Source organism: Roseibium sp., from assembly GCF_965232425.1.
GTDB lineage: Bacteria > Pseudomonadota > Alphaproteobacteria > Rhizobiales > Stappiaceae > Roseibium.
In genome coordinates this window covers 2599294-2624377 of record NZ_OZ246971.1, presented here as the reverse complement: position 1 = coordinate 2624377, position 25084 = coordinate 2599294, and the positions used below count along the sequence as shown (strand labels likewise).

Below are 25084 nucleotides of genomic sequence, written 5' to 3'. Positions count from 1 at the left end.
GCCCTCTCCCCCATCTTTCGAAACGGCAAGTCTGATTTTGGAACGTTTTCTACTTTGGTCGCACGCACTTGAAAAGGGGCAGAAAGGGTGTCCTTTTCTTAACTTGGAAAATATTTTTGCGCGCGCACAGGTAAGCTGCGGAAAATGAACCCGAAATGCCGAAAGTTACGAACGTAACTAGACTTAGAAAAATTTTTGCAGCGCAGCATGAACACTTCACTCCGGCGATCTGAGCGGCAAAAAACAGGGTAAACGGCTTGTGCCGCCCTGGCACGCAATGTCTCCGCTGCCGGCCCGCAGACGCAGATCAAAAAAAATGCTGCTGTCGACTTGGGCCAAACGCGGCTCTCAGCCCCAACATCTGGTACGGAACAAACCTGGAACTGGCTGGGCTCAGCGATTCGTGCCACGTTCGTTCCCGCTGTGTCCCGGTGGTAAACGCGGCCCCAGGCAGCTCGGAGGCCACGTTTAGACTTATTTAAGACTTGACACGATTCGGCGGTCACGCGGACCTCATATTGCGAAGCGACTCAAACCATTGACCAGATTCACCATTTTGTGCCGCAAATCAGGCTGGGACCCATATATTGTAGGGAACAAATCCTGAATCAGCGAGAGTCAGCGATTCGGTTTCGGTTTGTTCTGGAGTCGTTCTCCACAATTAATTAAACCGCGCGAAATCAGGGACCTTTGCCAAAAGAATCAGCGACAGTCACGGTTTCGCTGTGTTAGATACCCGGCACAAGATTTAGGCGCAGAGCCCCGAGAAAGCCGACCACAAAACTCCCATGCCCCGTCCTTCAACGTTGCCTTTGCCGCCGGCGGCCAGGTCCCGCACCGTAACGGCCGTCCTGGGTCCGACCAATACAGGCAAGACGCATCTGGCCATCGAACGCATGCTCGCGCAGGCGTCCGGCCTAATCGGCCTGCCGCTCCGTCTGCTTGCGCGCGAGGTCTATGGCCGAATGGTCGAGCGCGCCGGCGCCGACAGCGTTGCCCTGATCACCGGGGAAGAGAAGATCATTCCGGAAAAGCCGCGCTTCTGGGTGTCGACGGTCGAGGCCATGCCGCTCGATCTCGACACCGAGTTCGTGGCGATTGACGAGGTTCAGCTCGCCGGCAACCTGGATCGCGGACATGTGTTCACGGACCGCATTCTGAACCTTCGCGGAAAGTCGGAAACGCTGCTCCTGGGAGCATCGACCGCGCGGCCTCTCCTGGAAAAGCTGCTTCCGGGCCTTAACGTCATCACCCGCCCGCGCATGTCCATACTGGAATATGCCGGATCGAAGAAGGTATCCCGCCTGCCGGCGCGTTCGGCGATCGTCGCCTTCTCGTCGGACGAAGTCTATTCGATTGCCGAGCTGATCCGCCGGCAGCGCGGCGGTGCGGCCGTCGTTCTCGGATCGCTCAGCCCGAGGACGCGCAACGCCCAGGTCGAACTGTTCCAGAACGGCGACGTCGACCATCTCGTGGCGACCGATGCGATCGGAATGGGGCTCAATCTCGATGTCCATCACATCGCCTTTGCCGGCAACCGGAAATATGACGGATACCAGTACCGTCAGCTGACCGCGTCCGAGATGGGCCAGATCGCCGGGCGCGCCGGGCGGCACACCAAGGACGGCACCTTCGGCGTGACCGGACGGGTCGATCCGCTCGACGATCACCTCATCGAACAGATCGAAAGCCATCAGTTCGAGAGCCTGAAAGTGCTGCAATGGCGCAACAGTACGCTGAATTTTTCCTCAGCCGCGGCGCTGCGGCAAAGCCTCGACAAGGTGCCGCAGGAAGAGGGCCTGGCGCGCGCGCCGACCGGTGACGATATCACCGCTCTTGAACATTTGTTGCGTGATCCGGCAATATCCGGCATGGCACAGGGCGAAAAAGCGATCGAATTGCTCTGGGATGTGTGCCAGGTGCCTGACTACCGCAAGATCGCGCCTGCCAACCACGCCGAGCTTCTGAACGCCATTTACACCCATCTGATGCAGGAAAATTATATCGCGGATGACTGGTTCTCGCGTCAATTGGCCTTCGCAGACCGCACAGATGGTGATATCGACACTCTCGCGAACCGGATCGCGCACATCCGGACATGGACATATGTTGCCAATCGACCCGACTGGCTGGCCGATCCGGCCCACTGGCAGGGCGAGACACGCGACATCGAAGACAGACTATCTGACGCCCTTCACGATCGCCTGACACAGCGCTTTGTGGACCGGCGGACAAGTGTATTGATGCGACGTTTGAGAGAGAACGCAATGCTGGAAGCAGAAATCACATCGAGCGGCGATGTGCTCGTGGAAGGTCAGCACATCGGGAACCTCCTCGGCTTCCGGTTTGCCCCCGATGCGGCCGCGGAAGGGCCGGACGGCAAGACGGTCCGCGCTGCCGCCCAGGTTGCCTTGACAACCGAGATCGAGTCGCGCGCCGAAAAACTCGGCAAGTCTGAGAACGGCGATTTCGTGCTGACCTCCGAGGGGGCCATCCGCTGGCGTGGTGAACCTGTCGCCAAGCTCGTTGCGGGTGAAGAGGTTCTGGCTCCGACCGTGCTCCTGCTTGCGGACGAGCATCTGACCGGCGCGCCGCGCGACACGGTCCAGAACCGTCTCGATCTCTGGGTGAAGGCGCAGATCGAAACGCTGCTGAAACCCCTTGTCGATCTGAAATCCGGCGAAGGCCTGGACGGACTGGCGCGCGGGATCGGTTTCCGCATCGTCGAAGGGCTCGGCATCCTCGAGCGCCAGGACGCGTCCGACGAGATCCGGCAGCTGGACCAGGACATGCGCGCTTCCCTGCGCAAGCATGGCGTAAGGTTTGGCGCCTACACGGTCTTCGTACCCGCATTGCTGAAGCCGGCGCCCAGCCAGCTGATTGCCCAGCTCTGGGCATTGAAGCACGGGTCGCTCGACATGAACGGCATGACGGAACTGCCGCAGCTCTCCGCATCGGGCCGCACCTCCATTCCGGTCGACGAAACGATCGACAAGGCGCTCTACAAGGTTGTCGGCTTCCGGGTGTGCGGATCACGCGCAGTCAGGGTCGACATTCTGGAACGCCTCGCGGACCTGATCCGTCCGCTGATCGCCTGGAAACCGCTTGACGCAGAGGTCAGCCCACCGGAAGGCGCGATCGAGCAAGGCGGCGGCTTCATGGTGACCGTGGCAATGACATCCCTTCTGGGCTGTGCAGGCGAGGACTTCTCCGCTGTCCTGAAATCCCTCGGCTATCGGGTCGAAACGAAGGAAGTGCAGCGGCCCGTCACGGTCAAGCCGGAAACGGCAACGGCACCAGAGGAGGAGCAGGCCGGGACACAGCCCGAGGCCGGGGCGACGGAAGAGGCCGCGAAACCGGACGACAGCGCTCCTGCGGTCACAGAAGAGCCTCAGGCAGACCCTGCCGTCCCGGATGCACCGGCTGCCGAAGCAGCCGCGGAAAATGAAACAGCCGTTTCCGACGCGGCACCGGCAGAAGAGGCAACAGACCAAGCCGTGGCAGCCGACGCTGTTCCGACGGACGATCCGGCCACGCCGGCTGATGCTGACGGCACACCCGTCGAAAGCGCGGCAGCACCTGAAGCGGCAGAAACCGCGCAGCCGCAAGGCAGCGCTGCTGACGAAGCGGACAGCGCAACATCCGAAGCACCTGCCGCGGAGAGCTCGGAACCTGTCGAGATGGAAACCGTCACGATCGAAATCTGGCGTCCCGGGCGGCACGACCGCAGACCGCGCGGACGGCAGGACCAGCGCCGCGGCGATCAGCGCAGGGGTCAGAACCAGGGTCCGAAAGGCAACCAGGGCGACAAGCGGCACGGCAAGGGTGGCGGCAAAGGCGGCCCGAACCGAAATCGCGGTGGCAACAGGGGTTTTGACGGCGGCAACCGCCGCAGCGCGCCGCCCAAGGACAAACCGATTGATCCGAATTCGCCGTTTGCGGCCCTGATGGCCCTCAAGGCGGATATGGACAGCAAGGACAAGAAGTAATTCCGGCGGGCGGCCAGAATTCGCCTGACGCGGGCGTCCTGCGTGTCGACAAGTGGCTCTGGTATGCCAGGGTCACCAAATCGCGCTCCCTGGCACAGAAACTGGCGACATCCGGCCATGTCAGGATCAACAAGGACAAGATTTCCTCGGCCAGCAAGACCGTCAAGACAGGCGATGTGCTGACCATCGTCCTTGAACGCAAGGTTCTGGTATTGAAAATCGTGGCGCTCGGCTCGAGGCGCGGCCCTTACGAAGAGGCCCGCACCCTTTACGAGGATCTCTCGCCTCCGCCGCCACCCAAAAAAGCCGCACCGCCGCCACCGCCCGGTCAGCGCGAAGCCGGAGCCGGCCGTCCGACCAAGCGCGATCGCCGCAAGATGGACGCCTTCCGCGGTGAAAACTGACGCAGATTCCGGTTTTTGAAGAGAAAACGGAATAACTTTCTCTTGTTCGTCCGGATTGCGTCATCCTGGACGCTTGCGCGTCCCAGACAAAAACGATAGGCAACACCGATCTGATTTTTTGGCCGTGCACCCCGCTTTGGACGTGCTGCACGCAAATGACAGCCGGTCGGACAACGGTTCGCGAAACCGCCCGGCGTGACCCGCAGCGAGGATTCGATGACCTACGTCGTCACAGACAATTGCATCAAGTGCAAGTACACGGACTGTGTTGAAGTCTGTCCGGTGGACTGTTTCTACGAAGGCGAGAACTTTCTCGTCATCAATCCCGACGAATGCATCGATTGCGGTGTCTGTGAACCCGAATGCCCGGCCGAGGCAATCCTGCCCGATACCGAGCCGGGCCTGGAGAAGTGGATCGAAATCAACGCCGAGTACTCCGAGAAATGGCCCAATATCACGGAGAAGAAGGACCCGCTCCCGACCGCCGAGGAATTCGACGGCAAGGAAAACAAGTTTGAAGAGCATTTCTCTCCGAACCCGCCATCCTGATTCGTCGCGGCATTACGTGTGCGGCAACCTGCCGCATGCGGCGTCTTGACAGGGTCCTGCTGATAAATTGATTGAATTCAACGGCCTGCACGCGGTGCTCAAGTGGCCGTTTTGTGGTCATTGTGCATCACAAAAGCGTAACACTTTAATTTTCCACAAAAGTATGTTACATATTGGGGATAGTCGCCAACCACGAGAAGAACCCCCAAAACGGAGTGTACGAAACGTGTTCCGGATCCCAGCGAAACCGGATGCGTCACCTCCCGGCAGCTCTTATGACTGAACAGTTTCTATAGTGGAAAGGCACGACTGACCAGCCCTGACACGCCGCATATCAACAGGCGTTCCGTAAAGGATCGCTCGGCGGGGTTCGTGTCGCAAAAAAAACAGATGGCTAACATGGCCAAGCATCGGTCTGAAAAGATCGCAACTGCGCAGGAGAGAATATCAGTATGGCAACAAGCACCAAAAAAGCCGCGCAGCGTCAAGGTTTCAAGACAGGCGAGCATATCGTTTATCCGGCGCACGGCGTCGGCCAGATTACCGCCATCGAAGAGCAGAGCGTTGCGGGTCACACTTTGGAGTTGCTCGTCATCGTTTTTGAACAGGACAAGATGACCCTTCGTGTACCGGTCGCGAAAATCGCTTCCGTCGGAATGCGCAAACTCGGCGATCCGGCAGCGGTCAAGAAGGCTCTCGAAACAGTCCGGGGCCGGCCGCGGGTGAAGCGCACCATGTGGAGCCGGCGTGCACAGGAATACGAGGCAAAGATCAATTCTGGCGACCTGATCGCCATTTCCGAAGTTGTCCGCGATCTCTACAGGTCGGAGAGCCAGCCGGAACAGTCCTACTCCGAACGCCAGCTCTACGAAGCGGCCCTTGACCGCATGGCCCGCGAAATCGCTGCCGTCAACAAGTGCTCGGAAACCGAGGCTGTGAAGCAGATCGAGCAGAACCTCGCGAAGTCGCCGAGCCGCCTCAAGGCTGCGGCCGCTGCCGAGGCTGATGTCGAAGAAGACGACGAAGACAAGGAAGAAGCTGCCTGAAATTCGTCGCCCGATCGCACATGACTTTCGGGAAGGGTCCGGTTCGCGCCGGACCCTTTTTCGTTCCGGAACCGGGAAACCGACATACCGGTGCCGGCGACAACCGCTCACACCGGCATCACGCAGAAGTGCAAAAATTCCGCAACAGCAGCCACTCCGAGTGATCTAACCTGTGCATTGATACGTAGTTAACCCGATAACACATCGGAGCGTCAGTCATGTCGGGAAGCGAAAAGCGGCAATTGGTCCAGGCGGCAATGAAAGCACCCTACCTCACGCGTGAGGAAGAACGGGAGCTCGCGGTCCGCTGGCGGGATCATCGGGATGAAAAGGCGCTGGAGAAACTGTCTCTGTCGCACATGCGCCTCGTGATTGCAGTCGCATCCCGCTTCCGCAATTTCGGTCTGTCGCTCGGCGACCTGATCCAGGAAGGGCATGTCGGCCTGCTCGAAGCGGCCGCCCGGTTCGAACCGGCACGCGAAGTGCGCTTCTCCACCTATGCGACCTGGTGGATCCGGGCCTCGATCCAGGACTACATTCTGCGCAACTGGTCGATCGTCCGCGGCGGAACATCATCGACGCAGAAAGCGCTGTTCTTCAATCTGCGCCGTCTCAGGGCGAAACTCTCGAACAACCAGACACCGCTGACCGACAGCGAACTTCATCAGAAGATCGCCGATGCGATCGGCGTGAAACACGCCGATGTGGCGTTGATGTCGGCCCGTCTGTCCGGACCCGATACGTCGCTGAATGCGCCTGTCACGGACAGCGAAGGCTCGAGCGCCGACAGACAGGATTTCCTCGTGTCCGATGCCCCCCTGCCGGACGAAATCGTCACAGGAAACATCGACACCGAACGGCGCAGGAAATGGCTGTGGTCGGCCCTGAAAGTCCTAAGCGAGCGCGAGTTGCGCATCGTCAAGGAACGCCGTCTGTCCGAAGACGGGGCAACGCTGGAATCGCTCGGCGAGAAGCTCGGGATCTCCAAGGAGCGCGTTCGCCAGATCGAGAGCCGTGCCATGGAAAAACTGCGCTCGGCCCTTTTGAATGAACAGCCGGACGAAGCGGTCTACAGCGTCTGAAACGCTTGAGCCCGATCGGGCGCTAGCGCATTGCGCTTTCCAGGGCCGCGAAGAACACGTAATGCGCGTGCGTCTCGTTCCAGGGCTTGTGACCGCACCTGTGCAGCAGGATGAAATCCGAACGCGGAAGCACCGAGGCCAGCGGTTCCTTCACGCCAATTGCAGGATGCGGGTCATGGTCACCATGGAATGCGGTGACCGGACAACGCACATGTGTGAGTCGTTCCAGCAGCCGTCCCGATGACCTGAGCGCTTTCGCTTCGGCCCGGACAGCTGCGTGAATCTCCCGGTCAAAATTGATTTCGGCAGGACTTGCGCCGCGCGCCAGGTAGGTGTCGGCTGCGTCGGTCAGCTCCGCCAATCTCCTGACGTTTCCAGGGTCATCGAGGTTCGCTGATACGCGCGCAAACTCCGCTTGCCTTTCTTCTGACAGGCGGGAAAGACGCGTCTGCGCCACGGCCTCCGCATGGCGTGCATCAAACGGTGCGCTTCCGACCAGGAGAAGTCTGGAAACCAGTTCCGGATGTTCTGCGGCCAGCAGGCACACGAGCCAGGCGCCCCACGACCATCCGACCAGGCAGACAGGCCGTTGACACGACTGGTTTATCTGTGCCGCCAGTTCCGCGACCTGTCCCGCGATAGTGTTTTCGGTCTGGAAAGGTTCCAGGACACGATACCCTTGTGCCCCGAGTTCTCGTGCAAGAGGCTGGACTTCACCTGCACCGCCCGGCCCCCCATGCACGACCGCCACCTGTGAGGGCGGTTCTCCGTACTGCCGAAACCGCGCTGAAACGGAAGCCGTGTTCTTGTCCATGGGATTTGCCCGGAAATCTACTCCACCACGAGCTTGACCGCCGTCCCCGTGGGAATGGCCTTGTTCGGATCGAGATCGTTCAGGATGGAGAAGAACTGCAGCCGCCGGGACGGCTCAACCCCGCTCATGCCGACGGCAAGTTTGCGCGGCGTATCGCCCGGCTTGGTCTTGACCACCTTGATGCGCAGCGACTGCAGCCGCGCCCGCTCGGTCGGCGTCAACTGCCTGAAACTGTCGACGGTTGCACGGAAATCCGTGTCGAAGCGCTGATTGGGAGACCGGCTGGCAAAGATGAACCGGTAGCCGGTCCGGCCGATGCGGACAACGGCGATGCGGAAGGACCAGCCCTGCGTGATCGCGGCCCCCGTGACCCCCGGCAATCCGTTGATGGTCGTCTCCCGGACACTTTCCGGAAGCAGGCCGTTGATCCAGCCGGATTTCATGTAGTCGACCAGGTTGGGAAAGCCGCTGACATCCGCGCCGTCGAAGCGGATGGCCGTGCCGTCGCCATTGCTGGCCAGAACCGCTTCCGTGGAGTTTTCCAGGATGTAGCCCTGCGGCACCGTGAAGCCGATGCCCAGCGCCTTGTGCAGGAAGGACCGGCCGCGCACGAACCCTTCCAGCGGATCGTCGCCGTAGAGCATGCCGTTGATCTGGTTGAGGTAGCGGTCCCGGTCCCGCTCGCCGATACCCGGTGCGCCGATCTGGCGTGCCGATTTCACCGCGATCTGGAGTCGCTCCGGCGTTGAAGGATGCGATGACAGGAAGTCGGGAGCACCGGGCGACGAGGCGTCAGCCGATTGATACTGCGCGTAGGCCGCCATGGACCGCAGGAAACGGGCCGCGGCATAGGGATCGAAACCGGCCCGCGCCAGCGTCTTGACGCCGATGGCATCCGCCTCCAGTTCCTGGACCTGGCTGAAGCGCGCGAAAGACAGCTGCGACGAAATGATGGCCTTGCGCGCTTCCTCTGAATCCTGAACCACGTCATTCAGGATCCGGTCGGCCAGCTGCTTGGCCTCCGCGCGCTGCTGCCGCTTGATAGCGTGGTTCGCCGTGACATGCGCCATTTCATGCGCAAGAACTGCGGCGACTTCCGACGTGTCATTGGCCAGCGCAAGAAGTCCCCGGGTGACGTAGAGATAGCCGCCGGGCAGGGCAAAGGCGTTGATCGCCGGAGAGTTGAGGATCGTGATCTGGTAACTCTGGGAGGGGTCCTCCGAGGCTGCGACCAGCCGTCCGACGACACTGGCCACAGCCCGTTCCGCACCCGGGTCCTTGTAGACACCGCCATATGTGGCGACGACCCTGGGGTGCTCACGCGCACCGATGTCACTGGTGAGTTTCGGGCGGACACCCGTTGAGACGGTACCGACACTGGTTCCGTCGCCCAGAAGCTGGCATGATGCGGTGAGCAGCGACAGCGCGAGCACGCCGAAAACACGCACGAGACGGCGGGCCGGCCGCCCGGGACGTGAACCGGCGGTCGTCGAACGCGTGCCGCGCTGGGATTCAATTGCCGTCCTGACCGCCACTTCCCACCCTTCTGCCTTTAAGGACCACCAGTTGCTCGGGATGCCGGAGCGCAATATACGGCCCGTCTCTCTCCTGCAAGACCCCCCGAACCTCAACGCGCTGCCCTGCGAGGTCTTCGACCTTATGGCCATTCCGGCCAAGGATCGCGTTGAACGTGTTTTCTTCGGAGGACTTGAATGTCACCGTAAGATCGGTTTTCCAGTATCTACCGAAATTGAGATAGCGGGTGCTCGCCGTTTTTCCAAGTGAAACTATGCGCCCGCGGGCAATGACGTAGCGCCCGGCGTGTCCGGCAAAGGCCGCAGGCTTCCCGGCGGGAAAGACCGTCGCCGCCGCTGCGCCGGACCAGTGGCCTGATTCCGAGGCACGTGCCGTGCGTTCGGCAGCCCGCAGCCGGCCGGCACAGTCTCCCGCCGCAACGTCCGGCGCGAACAGCGCTTCGCCGCGCCGAAGCATCTCCGCCTGGCCAAGAGACGTCCCATGCCGGTCCCGGCGCACGATCCAGGCGGGCACAAGCCCCCACCGATCGGGTCCGGCAACGGGCACCGCCAGATAGCTGGCTGCGCCCGTCATGAGATCGGCCAGGGCCGGTTCGCGGCGCGCGCCGTCCCTCAGGGGGCGCAGGTCGACGGCCCGGTAAAGCGCACCGTCAACGCCCTCGAATGTCCCGTCCGAAGCCGCGGCCACCAGCGGCACGCCGCCGGCGATGTCTCCCGCACAGGCGAGGAGAATTTCATCGGCATTGATCTCCGGCTCCACGCCGGAGGGTGCGGCCTGCGCCGCTGACGGGCCTCCCCCGCAGGCAAGACCGGATACCGCGAGACAAAAACAACAAGCCACTTGCCTGCCGGTCCTGAGGACCCAGCCTGCCTTGACCGGCCGAGACAATCGCGAAGCCGCTGCCGGGGCGTCGGGGGCCTTTTCCCCCTGCGCTCTTCCCAAACGCAAATCGTGCACGCGCCTGTGTTGTTTCTGGAACGCTATTGGCCACAACCCTTCTGACATGGGGCACCGCCAGCGCCCTGCAAAACCTTGCTCCCGTTGCTAAGCACCGAATAAGGCAAGCCCGAGACAAAACCGTGAAACGGCACCTTCAGACGTCCGGCAAACCCGCATCGGGTGCAGCGCTGCCGACTTTCGCCGCGGACCATCTCCGGGCTCGCAAAGTCCGTCAAATCATGCTAATCGACCCTTTACCGGCCCCGTAGCTCAGCAGGATAGAGCATCAGATTCCTAATCTGAGGGTCACAGGTTCGAATCCTGTCGGGGTCACCAATTTTTGCAGGTCCAGCTGAAGACCCGATTCACAATTGCCGGGTGCTCCAGACTCACACCCGTCGCGAGAATCCCCCGTCGAAGTATGCGGCGAAATCCTCAGCTTGCCTGCAACCCTCGCAGATGATCCTTGCGGTCTTTATCACGGCATGCGGTGCGCCAACGGATCCGGTCCAGGCTCCGCGTCGCCGGTTGCCGCCCACGACCCGGCAGAAGCAGTTCAGGTTCTCAGGGTCTGGTTGATAGTCTTGACCAAGCTTGCCAATTCCGTCATGAGCTGAGACACAAGGTTTTGCGCAACGCTGTAGTTCCGCATGTAGCTGTACAGTTCTATGTCGGTCTCCAGAAATCTGCGTACCGCATCCTCCCCTGCCAGATCCTTGAGGTCGTCGATGAGTGCGTTCAGCTGCGGCATGAGAATTTCCAGCCTGCCGGCCGGACCATCGGCAACACTGCTGATTTCGTACCCGACGCCGCCGCTCATGGGCACGGCAAAGTCGAAACTGTCCGGTGAGGCCTGGAACCAGGATTTGTCGCCGGGGGAAAGTCCTGGTGCAGGATCTGCTTCCGGCGCAAGGCAATTCGTCAACTCAAAATTGTCCGCATGCTCCAGCTCTGTTGAAACACGTTCAAATACATCGGCAACTTGCTCAGGAGACATCAGACTGTCAGGCTGGAATTCAAATGAAGGTCCGCGGTCCTGATCGCTGAAATCAAGATTCAAGCCAAAAATATCTTCCATGATTTGCCTCGCAGGTTTTATGTTTTACAACCCACGGTTTATAGATGGTGATATATCGGCATTCTGGAAATTAAACTTTTTTAATAGATCTTGTTTTCGGATCGACACGGAGCTGAGAATATAAAATTAAAACTCCTGATTTTTATTTCAAAATTCAGCACTGCGCGAGTAGTAGGAAAAAATTTAAATTTAAGTTCGCCACTTTTATTTGAGCAATTTCAGAGGTAATCACATACGTGTTTGAAATTCACACTTATATCCTTGCAAGATTTTCCACTGCGGCAGAATTACTGTGAGAACAAGCAGAAAATCAATCAAAGCGTGTCTCAATGGGACATTCTGAATTGGCCTCCTGACGTCTCGTGCCACCATCGCTAAAAACGAAGCCGGCCGCCTGGAGGTCCGCTGGCGGCCGGCTTCGAAGAACGGCCCCGCATGTGCGGGGCCGGCGGAACGTTGCTTGGTCCTGACCTTAGAACTTCAGCCTCAGACCGGCATTGATGGAGACCTGCTCGTCCGTATTGTAGCCAGCCTCGATATAGGTCGGACCGACTTCCAGGGCGGCGAACCCGCGGGCGGTAAAGCCGTTGTCGTAGGGCGTTTCCAGGTCGGTGCCCATCAGGTTGTAGCCGACCGACTGGCCATCGGCATAGCTCGCCTCGACACCGTAGCGGATCCGGGTTCCGAATGTGTCGTTCACCACGGGGAGATTGTGCGCCATCTGCAACTGCGTGCCGATGACATTGCTGAACCGGCTGTCGACATCCAGCTGCGTACCGCCGGAGAAGGAAAAATCATGGCCCTGTGTCCAGCTTCCCAGATAGTTCACCCGGAAGGAGCTGCCGAACGGACCTCTCACCAGGAGCGAAGGTGAAAGAAACACGGACGCATAGTTGGCCGTGTCCGAATCGATCCCGCCGGAGACCGTGTTGTCGGCCATGTCCCGGTCGGTCCTGTTATAGGCAGCGCCGGCCGTCAGCGAAACGTTGAGCCGTTCGGCGATATTGCCGGAGACGCCGCCGAACAGGGTTCCTGAGTAGGTGTCGTAGGAGACCTCCTCGTCGCCGGAAACGCTGCTGTAGGCAGCCCCTGCGAAATAGCTGAGCCTTTCCTTGTTTACGCCGACGATCGTCCCCACCGAGTAGCCGGTATAGCCGGGCGTATGGTCGGCGTCGGGGTCGAGATAGGTGACATCGTCGTCGCCATCGTCCTGCACCCAGCCACCGAACACCCTGGCCCACTTGTTCGCCATGCCGTCGGCGTCGCCGTTGAAGGCGAAATCGCCTGCCGGCGGGCGCGCCTCGGTGCCATCGTCAATGGCATTCTGGATCTGGGAGACCATCGACCACGCAACCTGATCCTGCTGGGCATAGCTGTCGAGATCGACAACGTAGAGCGTGTCGCCGACAACGACGTGTCCGTGCCTTGAAACAATGTTGTCCGGCAGGTTTCCGTTGGTCGTATCGAAGCGCACGACGGCATTGAGTCCGTCGCCGAGGCGAAAGTCCGTGTATGGCTGGCTGGCGTCACGTATGTACACATCACCGTAGAGGATCGATCCGTCCAGCAGGTAGACGGTGTTCCTGTCACCCGTCGCCAGCCCCCCCGATCCGAATGTGTTTACATCGATCGAGTATCCGTCCCGGGAAAACACCCGCCCGTAGTTGATGAGCCTGTGGCCGTCATGTCCGCTCAGCGTGATGCCGTGGGTGTTGTCGCCTTGAACGGAGATGAGCCCCGTGTTCACGGTCAGGCTGATTTTCAAGTCGGCCGGGAGCGAAGAACCGTTCCGGTAGTGCTCGATACCGTGCGAATCTTGGTTAAGTACCAACATTGTGCCGTTGTTGATGACCGTGCCGCTGTTGCCGTTGTAGTCGATACCGAACCCTACAGGCCGGATTTCGATGTAACCGTTGTTGATCAGGGTCGCGTGATGGCCTTCAACTCGCATACCCGAAACGTCATACACCTGTTGGTTACTGGGTGTCGTCCCGATCATCAGGATCCTGCCGTTATTTACGGCAGTCGAGTAGATCGAGAACCAGTCGTCCGACAGCTCGACTTCTTCCGTGTTGGGATCATTGTCGTGATCCCAGGTGACACGGGACGCTCCATCCAGATAAATGCCGCGACTCTGAACCGCATAGGATGTGATCGTGCCGTTGTTGACGACATAGTGGCCACCCAACGCGGTCGAGGCCGCGCCGGCGTTCTCCAGAAACGAATTGATCCTGATACCGGCCGATGCGCCGGCGGTCTGGATAATCTGAGGCGCGTCTCCCGTAGTGAGGTAGTCCGGGTTGAGGACATGAGGATTAAGTTGTCCCGGAAAATCTGGGGTCCAGGTATCCCAAGCTGTATTGTCTTCCAGAATATCTTCGCGGATGAGGATATTGCCGGTGTTCACGATCGTGTACTTGCTTGCGTCATAGCCGAAAATGGCATTGGCGAAAAAATCGCCGATACTTATGAACCCGTTGTTGATGATCGTGGCATTGTCCGACCCCAGGACGAAAATGCCGTCGCCATATCCGAGGGACTGCGGGTCGAGCGCATTGGTCCCTCCGTTGGAACCCCATGTGACAATGCGTCCGTTGTTCGTGACCGTAACGCCGGCCCTTGAAAAGACTTCCAACCCCACCGCGTCAGTGATGGAAATCTCCGTTCCCTCTGCAAGTGTAAGCGAGTTCAAATCTGTCGGAAGCGTGATCGAGCCGTTGGCCCGGGACGCGTCGAAGAGCGGATGATCTAGTGAAATCAGGATATCGGTGGCGAGGACCGGTGACGGCAAGGCGATCGCCGTCGAACACAAAAGCGCGCATGTCAGCAGCTGGTGTCGCTTGTTGGCGAGGGGATTTCTCATGGTCTTACTTCCTTGTGCTGCGCGGTCTGCACGGCGGCTGTTCGAAGGCTTGGTTGGATTGACCCACGCGCGCAGGCACGGATCGGCGAAGCGGGCCGGGCCGTCCTTTTCCGTCTGGTGGGCGTGGCTGGATTGATGGAAACGAAATGTCCGGGAGCGCGCGGAAACGCGGTGATCGCGGTTTGGAAACCAGGCTCACGCGCGGAAAAGACATGAGGCATGGCTCCCCATCTGCCCGCCTCGCACCTCACCGGCCGCACGAATGCAACACCGGATTTTGCGCGTGAATGTCCCGATACCCTGGTCAACCCGGACCTACCCCTAAACTGGGCCGCTTCCGGGTGAGGAATTCGGGCTTCTAAACCCGATTTCTCAGCCGAATGACAGCCGTTCCAGCTCCGGGGAAATTCATCTCATTACCTTGAAAAACCGGCCATTTTCCATAGTCCGATTTCCTTATTCGATCCTCCAAATCGGAAGGAAACGCGTGTCGGGATCTGGTGTTCCCGAAGCGCTTCAGGCAAGCGGGAACCGCGTTTCAAAATCAAGAAAAGCAATGGATACCGAAACCAGAAAAGCCATGTTTCAGCGACGTAAGCCGCAGGCAATGCGCGCGGAAAATCTTGGAGCATGAAGAAAGAATTCAGGAGGCCCGAAAAAGCGAAAGAAAACCCGGAATGATATCTTGAGGATCGCAAGCAATCTTTTGCGGCTCTCGCGCGCCGCTCCCGAAACAAACGCCGCGTCCGCCGGCGGGCAGGATGCGGTCGGCGCGATTTCTGCCCGTGAAGCCGTTACCGCATCGAAATGAAAGCACCCATTCTCATGAGACTTATCGGCAACGGCGTCCGCCCTCCTGACCTGCGCAACGATCTCATGAAAGGCCCCATGCAGGCGCCGGGAAGCCTGGCAAGGGCCCTATCCTTCCGTACGTTGGCGGTGACAACCCAATGAACGTGCATTGCCTGACGAACCGCCGCGATGATCCGGATAATGTCCCCGCTGCATCGCCCGCTGCGAAAAACGTCCCATGCGACGACATAGACGCGTTTTCGAAGCTATTTGACGGCGTAAGGCTGGAAAGCGTCCAGCTCAGCCCGGGCAAGTTTGACGCGAGCGTGGCGTTCGCGCCCATGGAGGAGGCCTCGATCCACCTGTCCAGATGCGCCTGCACGGTGGAGATGCGCATGAAAGTCGATCCGGATAGGTTTCTGTTTTGCGTTTGCATTGGCGAAGACACCGAAGACCTTGTTTTCGGTACACGGGACCCCGCCTCGTGGATCTTTGTGCTGCCGCCCGAAGGCGCTGCGGCAATGCCCGCGCCGGAAAACAGCACGCTTCTGACGCTGAGCGTTGCGGGCAAGGCCATTCTCGAAAATGATATTCTGGTTCCCGAAGCAAGGACCTGGTTCGAAAAGGTGCGGCCGGAAGGAGCATTTGTCCGGTCGAAACGGCTCGCGTCCCGACTGAGGGAGGACGTCATGCTGCCTCTTTTGGGCGGACCACGCACCTCGATGGCCGGAAGTCCGAAATCGGGCCAGTCTGTCGGCGAAGCAATGATGTCCGGCATCATGTCCGCTTTCTCGCTGGAGTGGCTGATACATGGCGGGCTTGAGGTCGATCGGCGCACACCGGCCTCGGATCGCTTTTTCCGGGCCCGCCGTCTCATCTGCGAACATGATTTCACGATTGGCGACGGATTGAATAGGGCGCTTTCCAGGCTGGGCTCGATGCGATCCGTCGAACAGGCTTTTGCCAGTCACGTGCAAATGGGTCCGCATTCCTATGCACGGGCCATCCGGCTGCACAACGCGCGGCAGAGGCTGCGCGACAAGCGCTACTCCGGCGAGTCCGTCGGCAATATCGCCGCGTGTGAAGGCTTTTGGGACTGCAGCCGGTTCGCGCTCTACTACCGCAAGCATTTCGGAGAACAACCCTCGCAGACCCGCAAGAAGACGATAATCCGCCAGGGATCGCCGGATTTTTGCTCTTTCGCCGGACGGTTCCGGCAATGACCTGACGGCAAACGGCGCCGCGTCTGGCGCCGGCAACAGGAACCCGAAAGGCCTGCCGGAGCATACCGCAGGCTTTCGCAATCCGGTTTCTTCTTCCAAACGCCAAGTGTCTTTTTCATAAGTCCGAAACACGGTGGGCCGTGATCTGCGTCACTTTTCATGCGCTAATATTCACCTAGCTTCAAAATGGTAAAAAACTTCCTTGTCACAAATCTCATCCCGGGGATGAACTTTGGACCTGATCAGCAACATCCTGAAACACATCACCGTCAGAAACCGGGTCACAGGACTTTTGAGCCTGCGCGGCGACTGGGCTTTCGAATCTCCGGCAGCGGACGAGGCTGTCTTTCATTGCATTTTCAAGGGAACCGCCTGCGTAACCTTCCGCGACCAGACAATTCAACTGAAGCCGGGCGACATGGTCATGTTCACGAAAGGCCACGGACATGTCCTGGGGAGCACGCCGGACGCCCGGATGGTGACCTTCGCCGAAAACGACACGCGTGTGCGAATGCATGACGTTCATGCCGGCGAAATCTGCGAAGTGGTCAAGGATGCCGAGGGAGAGGAGACGTCGATCATCTGCGCGCGTTTCAACTTCAGCAGTCAGACGGCAAAGGACCTCGTGGAGCACCTGTCCGATCAGGTTGTCCTGCGGGATCAAAGCCATTCGAGCTTCTCAGCGCTGGAACCTGTCTTGCGCGCGGTCGCGGCAGAAGCCCATTCGGATGACCCGGGAGCTCTGGCCCAGCTCGATGGACTGGTCAATCTCCTGTACATGTCCTTCATGCGCGGCTGGCTTAAGGATTACGCCCCGGAAAATTCGGGCTGGATTGCGGGTATGAAGGACCCCAAGATCGCAAAGGCGCTGCAACTGATCCACGCGGATCCTGGAAAGGACTGGCACGTGACTGGCCTTGCATCGGAAGTCGGAATGTCACGGTCCAGTTTTGCGGCCCGCTTTGCCGACGTCACGGGTGTCACGCCCGTGCGCTACCTGACCCGCTGGCGCCTCATCATGGCTGCCAATCAACTCGAAACGGAGCCCAGCCGTCCGATCGGCTCGATCGCGTTGGCTGCAGGCTACGATTCCGAACCCTCGTTTTCGACCGCCTTCAAACGCGAATTCGGCAGCCCTCCCGGCATCTGGCGGAAAGACCGCCTCAACGGCGCCGTGCACGAATTGGGACGCGCTTAAGCGCGCTTTGCACACGGTGGGTAGCCTCCGGTTCAGGCACGGTTCGGCCGGTTGTTCGATTGTCCTGAATGGCGCAGCCCACCAGATTGTCCCATCGGGGATCGTCAACAGCCGACTTGCGGTTTCAACACACGATTTCAGGCGAAGACGTCGGCCACATCGCGAACGGGGCCGCGCTGGCCAGGCAATCCCGAACCATGCCGAAGCAAAAGGCTTGATGGCCTCGTACGGGGGTGATGCTCCAGGCGAAAGAGGTACCGGTAGCGCTTTTTTACTTTGAGAGGTGCGCCGAACGGGCCTTCGGAAAAATGAGAATTTGCGGCTAGCGACCTTCAACAATTCCCCCAACCCGCCCGGCACCACCAAAAAAACCTTGTTCTCCGACCCTACAATCTAACCTGATAGTTTTTTCAAGTACCTGTCATTACTTACATTAGTGATTTATATTACGTAAGGTAAGCAAGCCTTTGTTTTCATGAATATTGTTCAAATTTCTGTTATTTTCAATAATTGGAAAATAACATATCAGTGAAAATTAATTTTATTTACCATGTTTGACATCAAATACACGATATGCCTATTCTATTTACGTTAAATATCCAAGCACATATCAATATTTGCTTTAAAAAAGCCAATATATACATGGCTTTTTGTCAGAAGAACTACGTTTTACTGCAAGACAGGGGGTAGTTATGAAAACGGCACTTATCGTAGGCGCATTTTGCGCTTCAATGACAATCGGCTCAATCGGCGCTCAGGCAGCACCAGCAGGTCCGGTTTATCCCGCTCCAGGTGGAAACAACTTTTCCGGGAATGGAGTCTCCGGCGCAAATGGCCTGGCGGTCTGGAATTTTTCAAATTTTGACACGAGCGGTCTGAGCGAACTCTACTATGGATTGAATCAAGTCGACTACGGACCCACGGGCGCCGGGCTTAACGGCTCGGCTGATCCGCTCAACTTCAGCGGCGTGAGCGGCACGACCGCGACCTGGACAGGGACAACGACCTGGCTGAACAGCATCAACCTAAACCCGACAAACGCCGCTACACGGCTGACGATGACCGTGTCCGGTTTGGGCGCCAACCCCTGGATTACCGATCTTGCCAGCATCGGCCTGGACGAAATCGGCACTTTCGGAGCGTTGGGCGCCGTCGTGAACAACAGTGCCGGACAGGACTTCACGCTTTCCTGGGCCATCCAGGCGGATGTGGGTAACGGCTGGCAGGCACTGAACTCCATATCTCAGCACCCCACACAAGACGGCAAAACAAGATCATCAATCGCGACAGGATTTTACTCAGTTTCTGTCGTACCGCTGCCGGCAGCCCTGCCGCTCCTTGCAGGTGGCCTCGGCCTCCTCGGACTAATGAGTTGGCGCAGAAACAGGCGCAGTGACACCTAACGGAAAACAATAAGCGGACAAACCTGTTAAGCGGCCCCATGGGCCGCTTATCCTTTATGCACCACCATCACCACCGGCTGGCGTTTCGCGATCACGCTGACTACGGCCGTCTGGTCGGATACCGACGAATCAGAACTGCGGTTTGCGCCGAACTACCCGCCCTTCACCCCGGCGACATTGACGTAAAGCGCATAGACCGAGTGGCTCGCAGCCATGAAGAGGCGGCTGTTCGCACGCCCGCCGAAACACAGGTTTGCGCAGCGCTCGGGCAGCGCGATGCGCCCGATCGGCGTGCCGTCCGGCGAGAAGATCATGACCCCGTCAAGATCCGCCGATCCCATGCCCCAGCCGCACCACAGGTTGCCTTCGACATCGACGCGGAAGCCGTCCGGCGTCCCGGGCCCGGCATCGATCAGGATACGCTTGCCCGAGATCGATCTGCCATCCGCCGCGACATCATACTCGAGAATTTTCCGGCTCGGAACGCCGCGGGATTCAACGATGTAGAGCTTGCTCTCATCCGGCGAAAAAGCCAGACCGTTGGGTCCGAGGATGTCATCGGCAACAATCGACGCCTCCCCTGTCTCCGGATCGAGGCGGTAAACGTTCTGGCCGAGTTCGGGTTCCGACCTGTGACCTTCGTAATTACCCAGGATGCCGAAGGGCGGGTCGGAGAACCACACCGATCCATCCGACTTCACGACGACATCGTTGGGAGAGTTCAGCCGCTTGCCGTCGAAACGGTCGATCAGGACCGTGATCGTGCCGTCATATTCCGTGCGCGTGACCCGCCGGCCACCATGCTCGCACGTGATCAGGCGCCCCTGACGGTCCCGTGTCTGGCCGTTGGCGAAGGTCGACGGCTCGCGATAGGCCGACACCGCCCCGGTTACCTCGTCCCAGCGCATGATCCGGTTGTTGGGGATATCGCTCCACAGAAGGTAACGGCCATCGCCGAACCACACCGGCCCTTCGTTCCAACGGCAGCCCGTGGCAAGCCTCTCGACACCGGCAAGCGGCAGTTTCAGTGCGTCGAAACGCGGGTCCAGCGAAATGACGGAGGGATCGGGGTAGCGCGTCGACGGCGTCCAGCCGCCACCCTGGTTGTTGTCGTTTGACATTCTTTCACACACTCTTGCGAGACGGATGGATCACTTTGCTCAGGTTATCGGCCCCCGATTTATCGGAACCGGACGGTCCTGAACCACTGACATTCTGCGCAGGACTTGCCGCCGCTCGCAACCACGGAGCCTCAAGCGCGTGTTCGGGGAAGCGCGTCGCCGCTGCCGCGTACATCCGGTTCATTTGCCGGCAAGCTTGAAGCGACGCATGACCTGATATATTGGTATATAAAAAAGAGTTTCATATACGGATCATTTGGGAGCCAGACGTCATGAAACCGCTGGAAGGATTGCGTGTCCTCGATTTCGCTCAGTTCCTGGCCGGTCCGATGGCAGCGCTCCGGCTCGCGGACCTTGGGGCGGAGGTAATCAAGATCGAGCGGCCTGGCGTCGGCGACCTGTGCAGATCGCTGGTGATCTCCGATCAGAAAGTCGGTACGGACAGCCTGCTGTTTCATACGATCAACAGGAACAAGGCGAGCGTTGCCGCCGACCTGAAGAACCCGGAAGACCTGGCCGGGATCAAGGACCTCCTGAGCACCGCGGACGTGATGATCCACAATTTCCGGCCGGGTGTGATGGAGCGGATCGGCCTGGGATGGGAAGATGTCCGCAAAAGCAATCCCAGGCTTGTCTACGGTGCCGTCACCGGTTACGGCACGACCGGCCCCTGGGTCAAAAAACCCGGGCAGGACCTTCTCGTCCAGTCGCTGAGCGGCATGGCCTGGCTTTCGGGAAACCGCGACGATCCGCCGGTGCCCGCCGGCTTCGCGGTTCTCGACATCACCTGCGGCAATCACCTGGTTCAGGGCATCATGGCAGCCCTGCTCCGGCGCGAAAAGACCGGCAGGGGCGGCCTTGTCGAGGTCGACCTGATGTCCTCGGCAATCGACATGCAGTTCGAGCTCTTCACGGCTTTCCTCAATGGTGACGGCGCCATGTCGCAGCGCAGCGCCGTCAGCAACGCCAACGCTTCCGTCGGTGCGCCTTACGGGATCTACGCCTGCAAGGACGGTTACATCGCCATTGCCATGGCCCCCATCGCGAAACTGGCGGAGCTTCTGGAGTGCCCGGCCCTGGCGCCCTTCTCCGATCCCGGCCTCGCCTTTTCGCAACGGGACGAAGTCAAGTCCGTGCTCCGCGATTTTCTGCGAGAGGGCGATGTCGGGGACTGGCTGGAAAGGCTGGAGCCTGCCGACATCTGGTGCGCGCGCGTCCTCGACTGGCCGGCGCTGATCGAAACCGAAGGCTTCGCGGCGCTTGATGCCGTTCAGACCGTCACGGCTCCCGACGGCACAGCGATCAGAACGACCCGCTGCCCGATCCGCATGGACGGACAGGTGATGACATCGGCTGCCGGCGGACCGGCGCTCGGTGCGGATACCGGGAGATATCTGGATTAGGGTCCGGACGCCAGGTTCGGACTCTCAGCCCGAACCAGCCCTCTTTTCGGGTGTGAAATTCTCCGGGTGGCGATACTTCACGGTCTGCAGGTGCTCGGCATAGAGCGCCAGCTCACCCTTGTTCTTGTAGACCTGGTAGGACACCTTCACGAGCCCCATCTCTTCGTATTTCGGGCGTTTTTCCAGGTTGGTCCGCACCGTGTAGATCGTGTCTCCGATAAAGACCGGCTTGATGAAACGCAGCTTGTCGTAGCCGTAGGAAAACGTGTTGACGTTGTTGTGCGCCATCAGTCCGAGACCGTAGCTGAACACCATCGCGCCGGCGACCAGCCGACGGTTGAACACCCCCTCTTCGGACGCGAAGATCTCGTCGGCGACGTAAGGGTGATTGTCCATGACAAGGCTGTTGAACAGCATTGCCTCTCCTTCGGAAATGGTCCGGCGGATGGAGCGCCACTTGTCGCCAACCACGAAATCCTCGTAGAGCCAGGTTTCCACGTTGAACAGCTTTGCATCGTCGTGCTCGTCGTCATAGCGCAGGTCACTCATGGCTTTCCTTCCTCCAGGATTGACGGATCATTTCGAACGGGTGCCGGCAAGGTGTTGGCAAGGTCACGCTTTTCACCCTTCCCCGCGCATCTGCACCAGGTAGATATGCTCGGCGAACAGGACGGTTTCATCCCTCTGGTTCAGGACCTCGCATTTTTCAAAGACCTGCCCCATGCCCTCCCGCTTCGGGTCCGGGAACTTCCGGTCGATCGTCAGACGCGTGCGGATCGTATCGTTGATATGAACCGGCCTGATGAAACGCAGCCGGTCATAGCCGTAGGAGAAGGCGACCGGATTGATGGCACTCGCCGTCAGTCCGATACCGATGGAAAACACCATGGTGCCGTGGGCGATCCGCTGGCCGAAATCCTGCTTGGCGCACCACTCGGCATCCATGTGGTGGGGAAAGAAATCACCCGTGTGCCCGGCGTGAACGACAAAGTCCGTTTCCGTGATCGTTCGCCCGAAGGTCTCGCGCACATGCCCGATCTCGTAGTCCTCGTAGTAGATTTCCTGAATGTTCATTGGGGCTTCCTCGCAATCGGCGTGGCGGGCGCGGCGCTGCTTTCATAGGCGGCTTCGACAAGGGCCATCGTGTGCCAGGCATCCTCGACGCTGCTGACGAGGCTTCCTTCCTCTCCGGTGGCGACGCGCTGAAGCTGGCTCATCCGGCTCGTGAACGCGTCCGGAAACCAGCTGCCGTCGAGCGCAATGCTCTTCCAGCCCTCGCCCGTGTTGATTTCAAGAATGTCCGGCTCCCCCTTCGGATAGTCGAGGTTGACGCCGAGCTGCAGGTAGGCAGCGCCTTTCGTGCCGCAGATTCGGAATTCGCATGCCTGGTGTTTGCGCCCGAACGCGTGATTGTGGTTGATCGACAGCGCGCACCGGACCCGGTCTCCGTAGTCCAGTATCGCGGCAGTGCGGGTCTGGGCGATCCTGGACGAGGGATGCCCCATCGACTTGGCATGGACGCCCGACGGATTGCCGAGCAGACCGCGGATGAAATCAAGGTAGTGAATCGAATGCAGGCTGATTTCGACACGCGGCAGGGGTTCGAGAAACTTCCACAGGCCCCAGGGCGTATCGAGCGCGAGCCAGGCATCGAAATCGACGATGTCACCGAGGACACCCTTTGTCACCGCATCCTGCAGCGCGAGCATCATCGGCGCGAAGCGCAGCTGAAAATTCACCGCGGCCAGAAGATCGCGGTCCCTGCAGGTCTTCAGGATCCGTGTCGCACCGGCAAGATCGCTGCCCATCGGCTTCTGAATCAGCACCGCGGAGCGCGGCGGCAGGATGGCGAGAATGTCCGCATGCGCATCGGGCGGTGTCGCAAGATCAAAGACCGCGTCCGCGTGGCCGGCCGCTTCCTCCGGGCTTGAAAAGGCGGCGATCCCGTGTGCCTGTGCGACCGCCCGTGCCTTTTCCAGGTCCGGGTCGTAGACCCCCGCGACCGGATATGCGGCATTGGCATAGGCGGGCAGGTGCGCGTCCGTCACGATGGACCCCGCCCCGAAAATGACGATCGGTTTCGGATTGGCCGCCCGTGGCCAATGCTGTTGCAGATCCTCGAACATCTTGTCTCCAGAGCCTTTCGCTACCTGCATCGGGAGCCGGCCGCACCCGAGTCTGAAAAGGTGCTAGTCCTGGTGGAAGACCTCTTCCATCATGGCCCACCATTCCCCGTCCTTCCGGGTGTCCAGCGGTTTCTGGCAGGGCATGCAGACATCCCACCAGCGCTGCGTTTCCGGGTCGGCGGCCATTTTCGCCGCGTCGGCCGCAAAGTCCTCGCCGTGATATTCCCAGTAACCGAAGAGAACGTTTTCCGGTTCTTTCAGGAAGATCGAATAGTTGCGGATGTTGCAATCGGAGATCATCTTCAGGACACCGGGCCAGACATCCGCGTGCAACCGCTTGTATTCGGAGACCTTTTCCTGCTCCAGGCCGATCATCATTCCCATTCTCTGCATGACACGCTCCTATTGCGAGAACTCGGCATCGAACGGCGCGATCCGGGCCGCGGCCAGTTTTTCCTCGTCCCAGTCGATCCCGAGTCCTGGTGTGTTTGACGGAATGGCGCTGCCGGCCTCCATGCGCATCGTCGATGCGGTGAGACTGTCGAGCTGCGGGATGTATTCAAGCCACGGCGCATTTGGGATCGCGCAGACAAGACTGACATGAAGCTCCATCAGGAAATGCGGGCAGACCGGGACGTTGTGGGCCTCCGCCAGATGGGCAACCTTCATCCAGGGCGTGATGCCGCCGATCCGCGCAACGTCGGCTTGGACGATGCCGGCCGCACCGCTGACCAGGTAATCCTTGAACTGGCTGAGGGAATAGAGGCTTTCACCCACCGCGATCGGCACGGATGTATGGGCGGCCAGCCGCGCATGCTCCATGACATCGTCCGCCGGCATCGGCTCCTCGAACCAGCCGATATTGAACTCCTCCAGGATCCGGGCCCGGCGGGTCGCCTCCGCGCGCGAGAAGCACTGGTTCGCGTCGACCATGATCTCGTAGACATCGCCCACCGCCTCGCGCACGGCCTTGAGGCGCGCGCGGTCCTCGCTCAGATGCGGCCGGCCGATCTTGATCTTCGAACCGGCAAATCCCATTGCCTGGGCCGAAAGCGCATCGTCCACCAGGGCCTGCGTCTCGATATGAAGCCAGCCGCCCTCGGTGGTGTACATCGGAACGCGGTCTTTCGCCCCGCCGAGCATGCGCCAGAGCGGCAGCCGCGCACGCTTGCAGCGCAGGTCCCAGAGCGCCGTGTCGATCGCCGCAAGTGCGAGAGACGTGATGGCGCCGACCGCCGTCGCATGTGTCGAGAACAGGAGATCGCGCCAGATCCGTTCGATCTCCTCGGCCTCCCGGCCGATCAGCTGCGGCACCAGTGTGTGGCGCAGCAACGCCATCACAGCCGGACCGCCCTGGCCGATCGTATAGCTGTAGCCGCGCCCCGAGACACCGTCGGAATCGGTGATCTCGACAAAGGGTGTCTCCTGGCTGACGAAACTCTGTATCGCATCGACCCGCTTCACCTTCGGCTTCAGGTCGGCCATGTATATGCGGACGTTTCTGATCTCGGCCATGTG

20 protein-coding genes and 1 tRNA gene are annotated in these 25084 nt (G+C 59.8%); 10 read left to right on the top strand and 11 right to left on the bottom strand.

Features of this window, described 5'->3' with window-relative positions:
* Nucleotides 1–788: 788 nt before the first annotated feature.
* The 5 genes from ACO08A_RS11985 to ACO08A_RS11965 all read left to right on the top strand — a co-directional run bounded on the left by ACO08A_RS11985 (nucleotide 789) and on the right by ACO08A_RS11965 (nucleotide 7070).
* Nucleotides 789–3989, top strand: coding sequence for a helicase-related protein (locus ACO08A_RS11985; protein WP_422041277.1), 3201 nt, complete (start codon nucleotides 789–791; stop codon nucleotides 3987–3989).
* A gap of 38 nt (nucleotides 3990–4027) precedes the next feature.
* Nucleotides 4028–4393 (top strand): RNA-binding S4 domain-containing protein, encoded by a 366-nt coding sequence (locus ACO08A_RS11980; protein ID WP_422041748.1) that lies wholly within the window; start codon nucleotides 4028–4030, stop codon nucleotides 4391–4393.
* A gap of 216 nt (nucleotides 4394–4609) precedes the next feature.
* On the top strand, nucleotides 4610–4942 hold the full coding sequence (fdxA, locus tag ACO08A_RS11975; protein ID WP_306142131.1) for a ferredoxin FdxA: 333 nt from the start codon (nucleotides 4610–4612) through the stop codon (nucleotides 4940–4942).
* Nucleotides 4943–5394: 452 nt separating this feature from the next.
* The gene (locus ACO08A_RS11970) at nucleotides 5395–5988 is read left to right on the top strand and encodes a CarD family transcriptional regulator (RefSeq protein WP_421980256.1); all 594 of its coding nucleotides are present in this window, start codon (nucleotides 5395–5397) and stop codon (nucleotides 5986–5988) included.
* A 218-nt stretch (nucleotides 5989–6206) separates the two neighbouring features.
* Nucleotides 6207–7070, top strand: a complete 864-nt coding sequence (locus ACO08A_RS11965; RefSeq protein WP_421980257.1) for an RNA polymerase factor sigma-32 — start codon at nucleotides 6207–6209, stop codon at nucleotides 7068–7070.
* A gap of 22 nt (nucleotides 7071–7092) precedes the next feature.
* Here the strand turns inward: ACO08A_RS11965 and ACO08A_RS11960 are convergent, their stop codons facing one another.
* The 3 genes from ACO08A_RS11960 to ACO08A_RS11950 are packed head-to-tail and all read right to left on the bottom strand — an operon-like array spanning nucleotide 7093 to nucleotide 10260.
* Nucleotides 7093–7884, bottom strand: coding sequence for an alpha/beta fold hydrolase (locus ACO08A_RS11960; protein ID WP_422041276.1), 792 nt, complete (start codon nucleotides 7882–7884; stop codon nucleotides 7093–7095).
* A gap of 17 nt (nucleotides 7885–7901) precedes the next feature.
* The gene (locus ACO08A_RS11955; protein ID WP_422041275.1) at nucleotides 7902–9419 is read right to left on the bottom strand and encodes a M48 family metalloprotease; all 1518 of its coding nucleotides are present in this window, start codon (nucleotides 9417–9419) and stop codon (nucleotides 7902–7904) included.
* Nucleotides 9397–10260 carry a hypothetical protein gene (locus ACO08A_RS11950; protein WP_422041274.1) on the bottom strand — a complete coding sequence of 288 codons (864 nt, stop codon included), beginning with the start codon at nucleotides 10258–10260 and terminating at the stop codon, nucleotides 9397–9399. Before ACO08A_RS11950 ends, ACO08A_RS11955 begins: the two co-directional genes overlap by 23 nt.
* Before the next feature lie 358 nt (nucleotides 10261–10618).
* On the opposite strand from ACO08A_RS11950, the gene ACO08A_RS11945 reads away from it, so the two are divergent.
* Nucleotides 10619–10695, top strand: a tRNA-Arg gene (locus ACO08A_RS11945).
* Between the two features lie 220 nt (nucleotides 10696–10915).
* Here the strand turns inward: ACO08A_RS11945 and ACO08A_RS11940 are convergent.
* Both ACO08A_RS11940 and ACO08A_RS11935 read right to left on the bottom strand, forming a co-directional pair.
* Nucleotides 10916–11437: a hypothetical protein gene (locus tag ACO08A_RS11940; protein WP_422041273.1), complete on the bottom strand. Its 522-nt coding sequence runs from the start codon at nucleotides 11435–11437 to the stop codon at nucleotides 10916–10918.
* Between the two features lie 472 nt (nucleotides 11438–11909).
* A complete protein-coding gene (locus ACO08A_RS11935; protein WP_422041272.1) occupies nucleotides 11910–14300 on the bottom strand; it encodes a hypothetical protein in 2391 nt (796 codons plus the stop codon).
* 950 nt (nucleotides 14301–15250) lie between these two features.
* On the opposite strand from ACO08A_RS11935, the gene ACO08A_RS11930 reads away from it, so the two are divergent.
* From ACO08A_RS11930 to ACO08A_RS11920, 3 genes are all read left to right on the top strand, one after another.
* The gene (locus ACO08A_RS11930; protein ID WP_422041271.1) at nucleotides 15251–16315 is read left to right on the top strand and encodes a helix-turn-helix domain-containing protein; all 1065 of its coding nucleotides are present in this window, start codon (nucleotides 15251–15253) and stop codon (nucleotides 16313–16315) included.
* A 232-nt stretch (nucleotides 16316–16547) separates the two neighbouring features.
* On the top strand, nucleotides 16548–17513 hold the full coding sequence (locus ACO08A_RS11925; protein ID WP_422041270.1) for an AraC family transcriptional regulator: 966 nt from the start codon (nucleotides 16548–16550) through the stop codon (nucleotides 17511–17513).
* Nucleotides 17514–18205: 692 nt separating this feature from the next.
* On the top strand, nucleotides 18206–18916 hold the full coding sequence (locus tag ACO08A_RS11920) for a hypothetical protein (protein ID WP_422041269.1): 711 nt from the start codon (nucleotides 18206–18208) through the stop codon (nucleotides 18914–18916).
* A gap of 152 nt (nucleotides 18917–19068) precedes the next feature.
* Here the strand turns inward: ACO08A_RS11920 and ACO08A_RS11915 are convergent, their stop codons facing one another.
* The gene (locus ACO08A_RS11915) at nucleotides 19069–20037 is read right to left on the bottom strand and encodes an SMP-30/gluconolactonase/LRE family protein (RefSeq protein ID WP_422041268.1); all 969 of its coding nucleotides are present in this window, start codon (nucleotides 20035–20037) and stop codon (nucleotides 19069–19071) included.
* A 272-nt stretch (nucleotides 20038–20309) separates the two neighbouring features.
* Between ACO08A_RS11915 and ACO08A_RS11910 the strand changes: the two genes are divergently transcribed.
* Nucleotides 20310–21440, top strand: a complete 1131-nt coding sequence (locus ACO08A_RS11910; protein WP_422041267.1) for a CaiB/BaiF CoA transferase family protein — start codon at nucleotides 20310–20312, stop codon at nucleotides 21438–21440.
* Nucleotides 21441–21464: 24 nt separating this feature from the next.
* Here the strand turns inward: ACO08A_RS11910 and ACO08A_RS11905 are convergent, their stop codons facing one another.
* From ACO08A_RS11905 to ACO08A_RS11885, 5 genes are all read right to left on the bottom strand, one after another.
* Nucleotides 21465–21989 carry a MaoC family dehydratase gene (locus ACO08A_RS11905; RefSeq protein WP_422041266.1) on the bottom strand — a complete coding sequence of 175 codons (525 nt, stop codon included), beginning with the start codon at nucleotides 21987–21989 and terminating at the stop codon, nucleotides 21465–21467.
* Between the two features lie 72 nt (nucleotides 21990–22061).
* A complete protein-coding gene (locus ACO08A_RS11900) occupies nucleotides 22062–22514 on the bottom strand; it encodes a MaoC family dehydratase (protein ID WP_421980264.1) in 453 nt (150 codons plus the stop codon).
* A complete protein-coding gene (locus tag ACO08A_RS11895) occupies nucleotides 22511–23566 on the bottom strand; it encodes a Gfo/Idh/MocA family protein (RefSeq protein WP_422041265.1) in 1056 nt (351 codons plus the stop codon). The genes ACO08A_RS11900 and ACO08A_RS11895 overlap by 4 nt, the downstream gene beginning before the upstream one ends.
* A 63-nt stretch (nucleotides 23567–23629) precedes the next feature.
* Entirely contained in the window at nucleotides 23630–23959 is a 330-nt protein-coding gene (locus ACO08A_RS11890; RefSeq protein ID WP_422041264.1) for an L-rhamnose mutarotase, read from the bottom strand.
* 9 nt (nucleotides 23960–23968) lie between these two features.
* Nucleotides 23969–25081, bottom strand: coding sequence for a mandelate racemase/muconate lactonizing enzyme family protein (locus ACO08A_RS11885; RefSeq protein ID WP_422041263.1), 1113 nt, complete (start codon nucleotides 25079–25081; stop codon nucleotides 23969–23971).
* Between the last annotated feature and the right edge of the window lie 3 nt (nucleotides 25082–25084).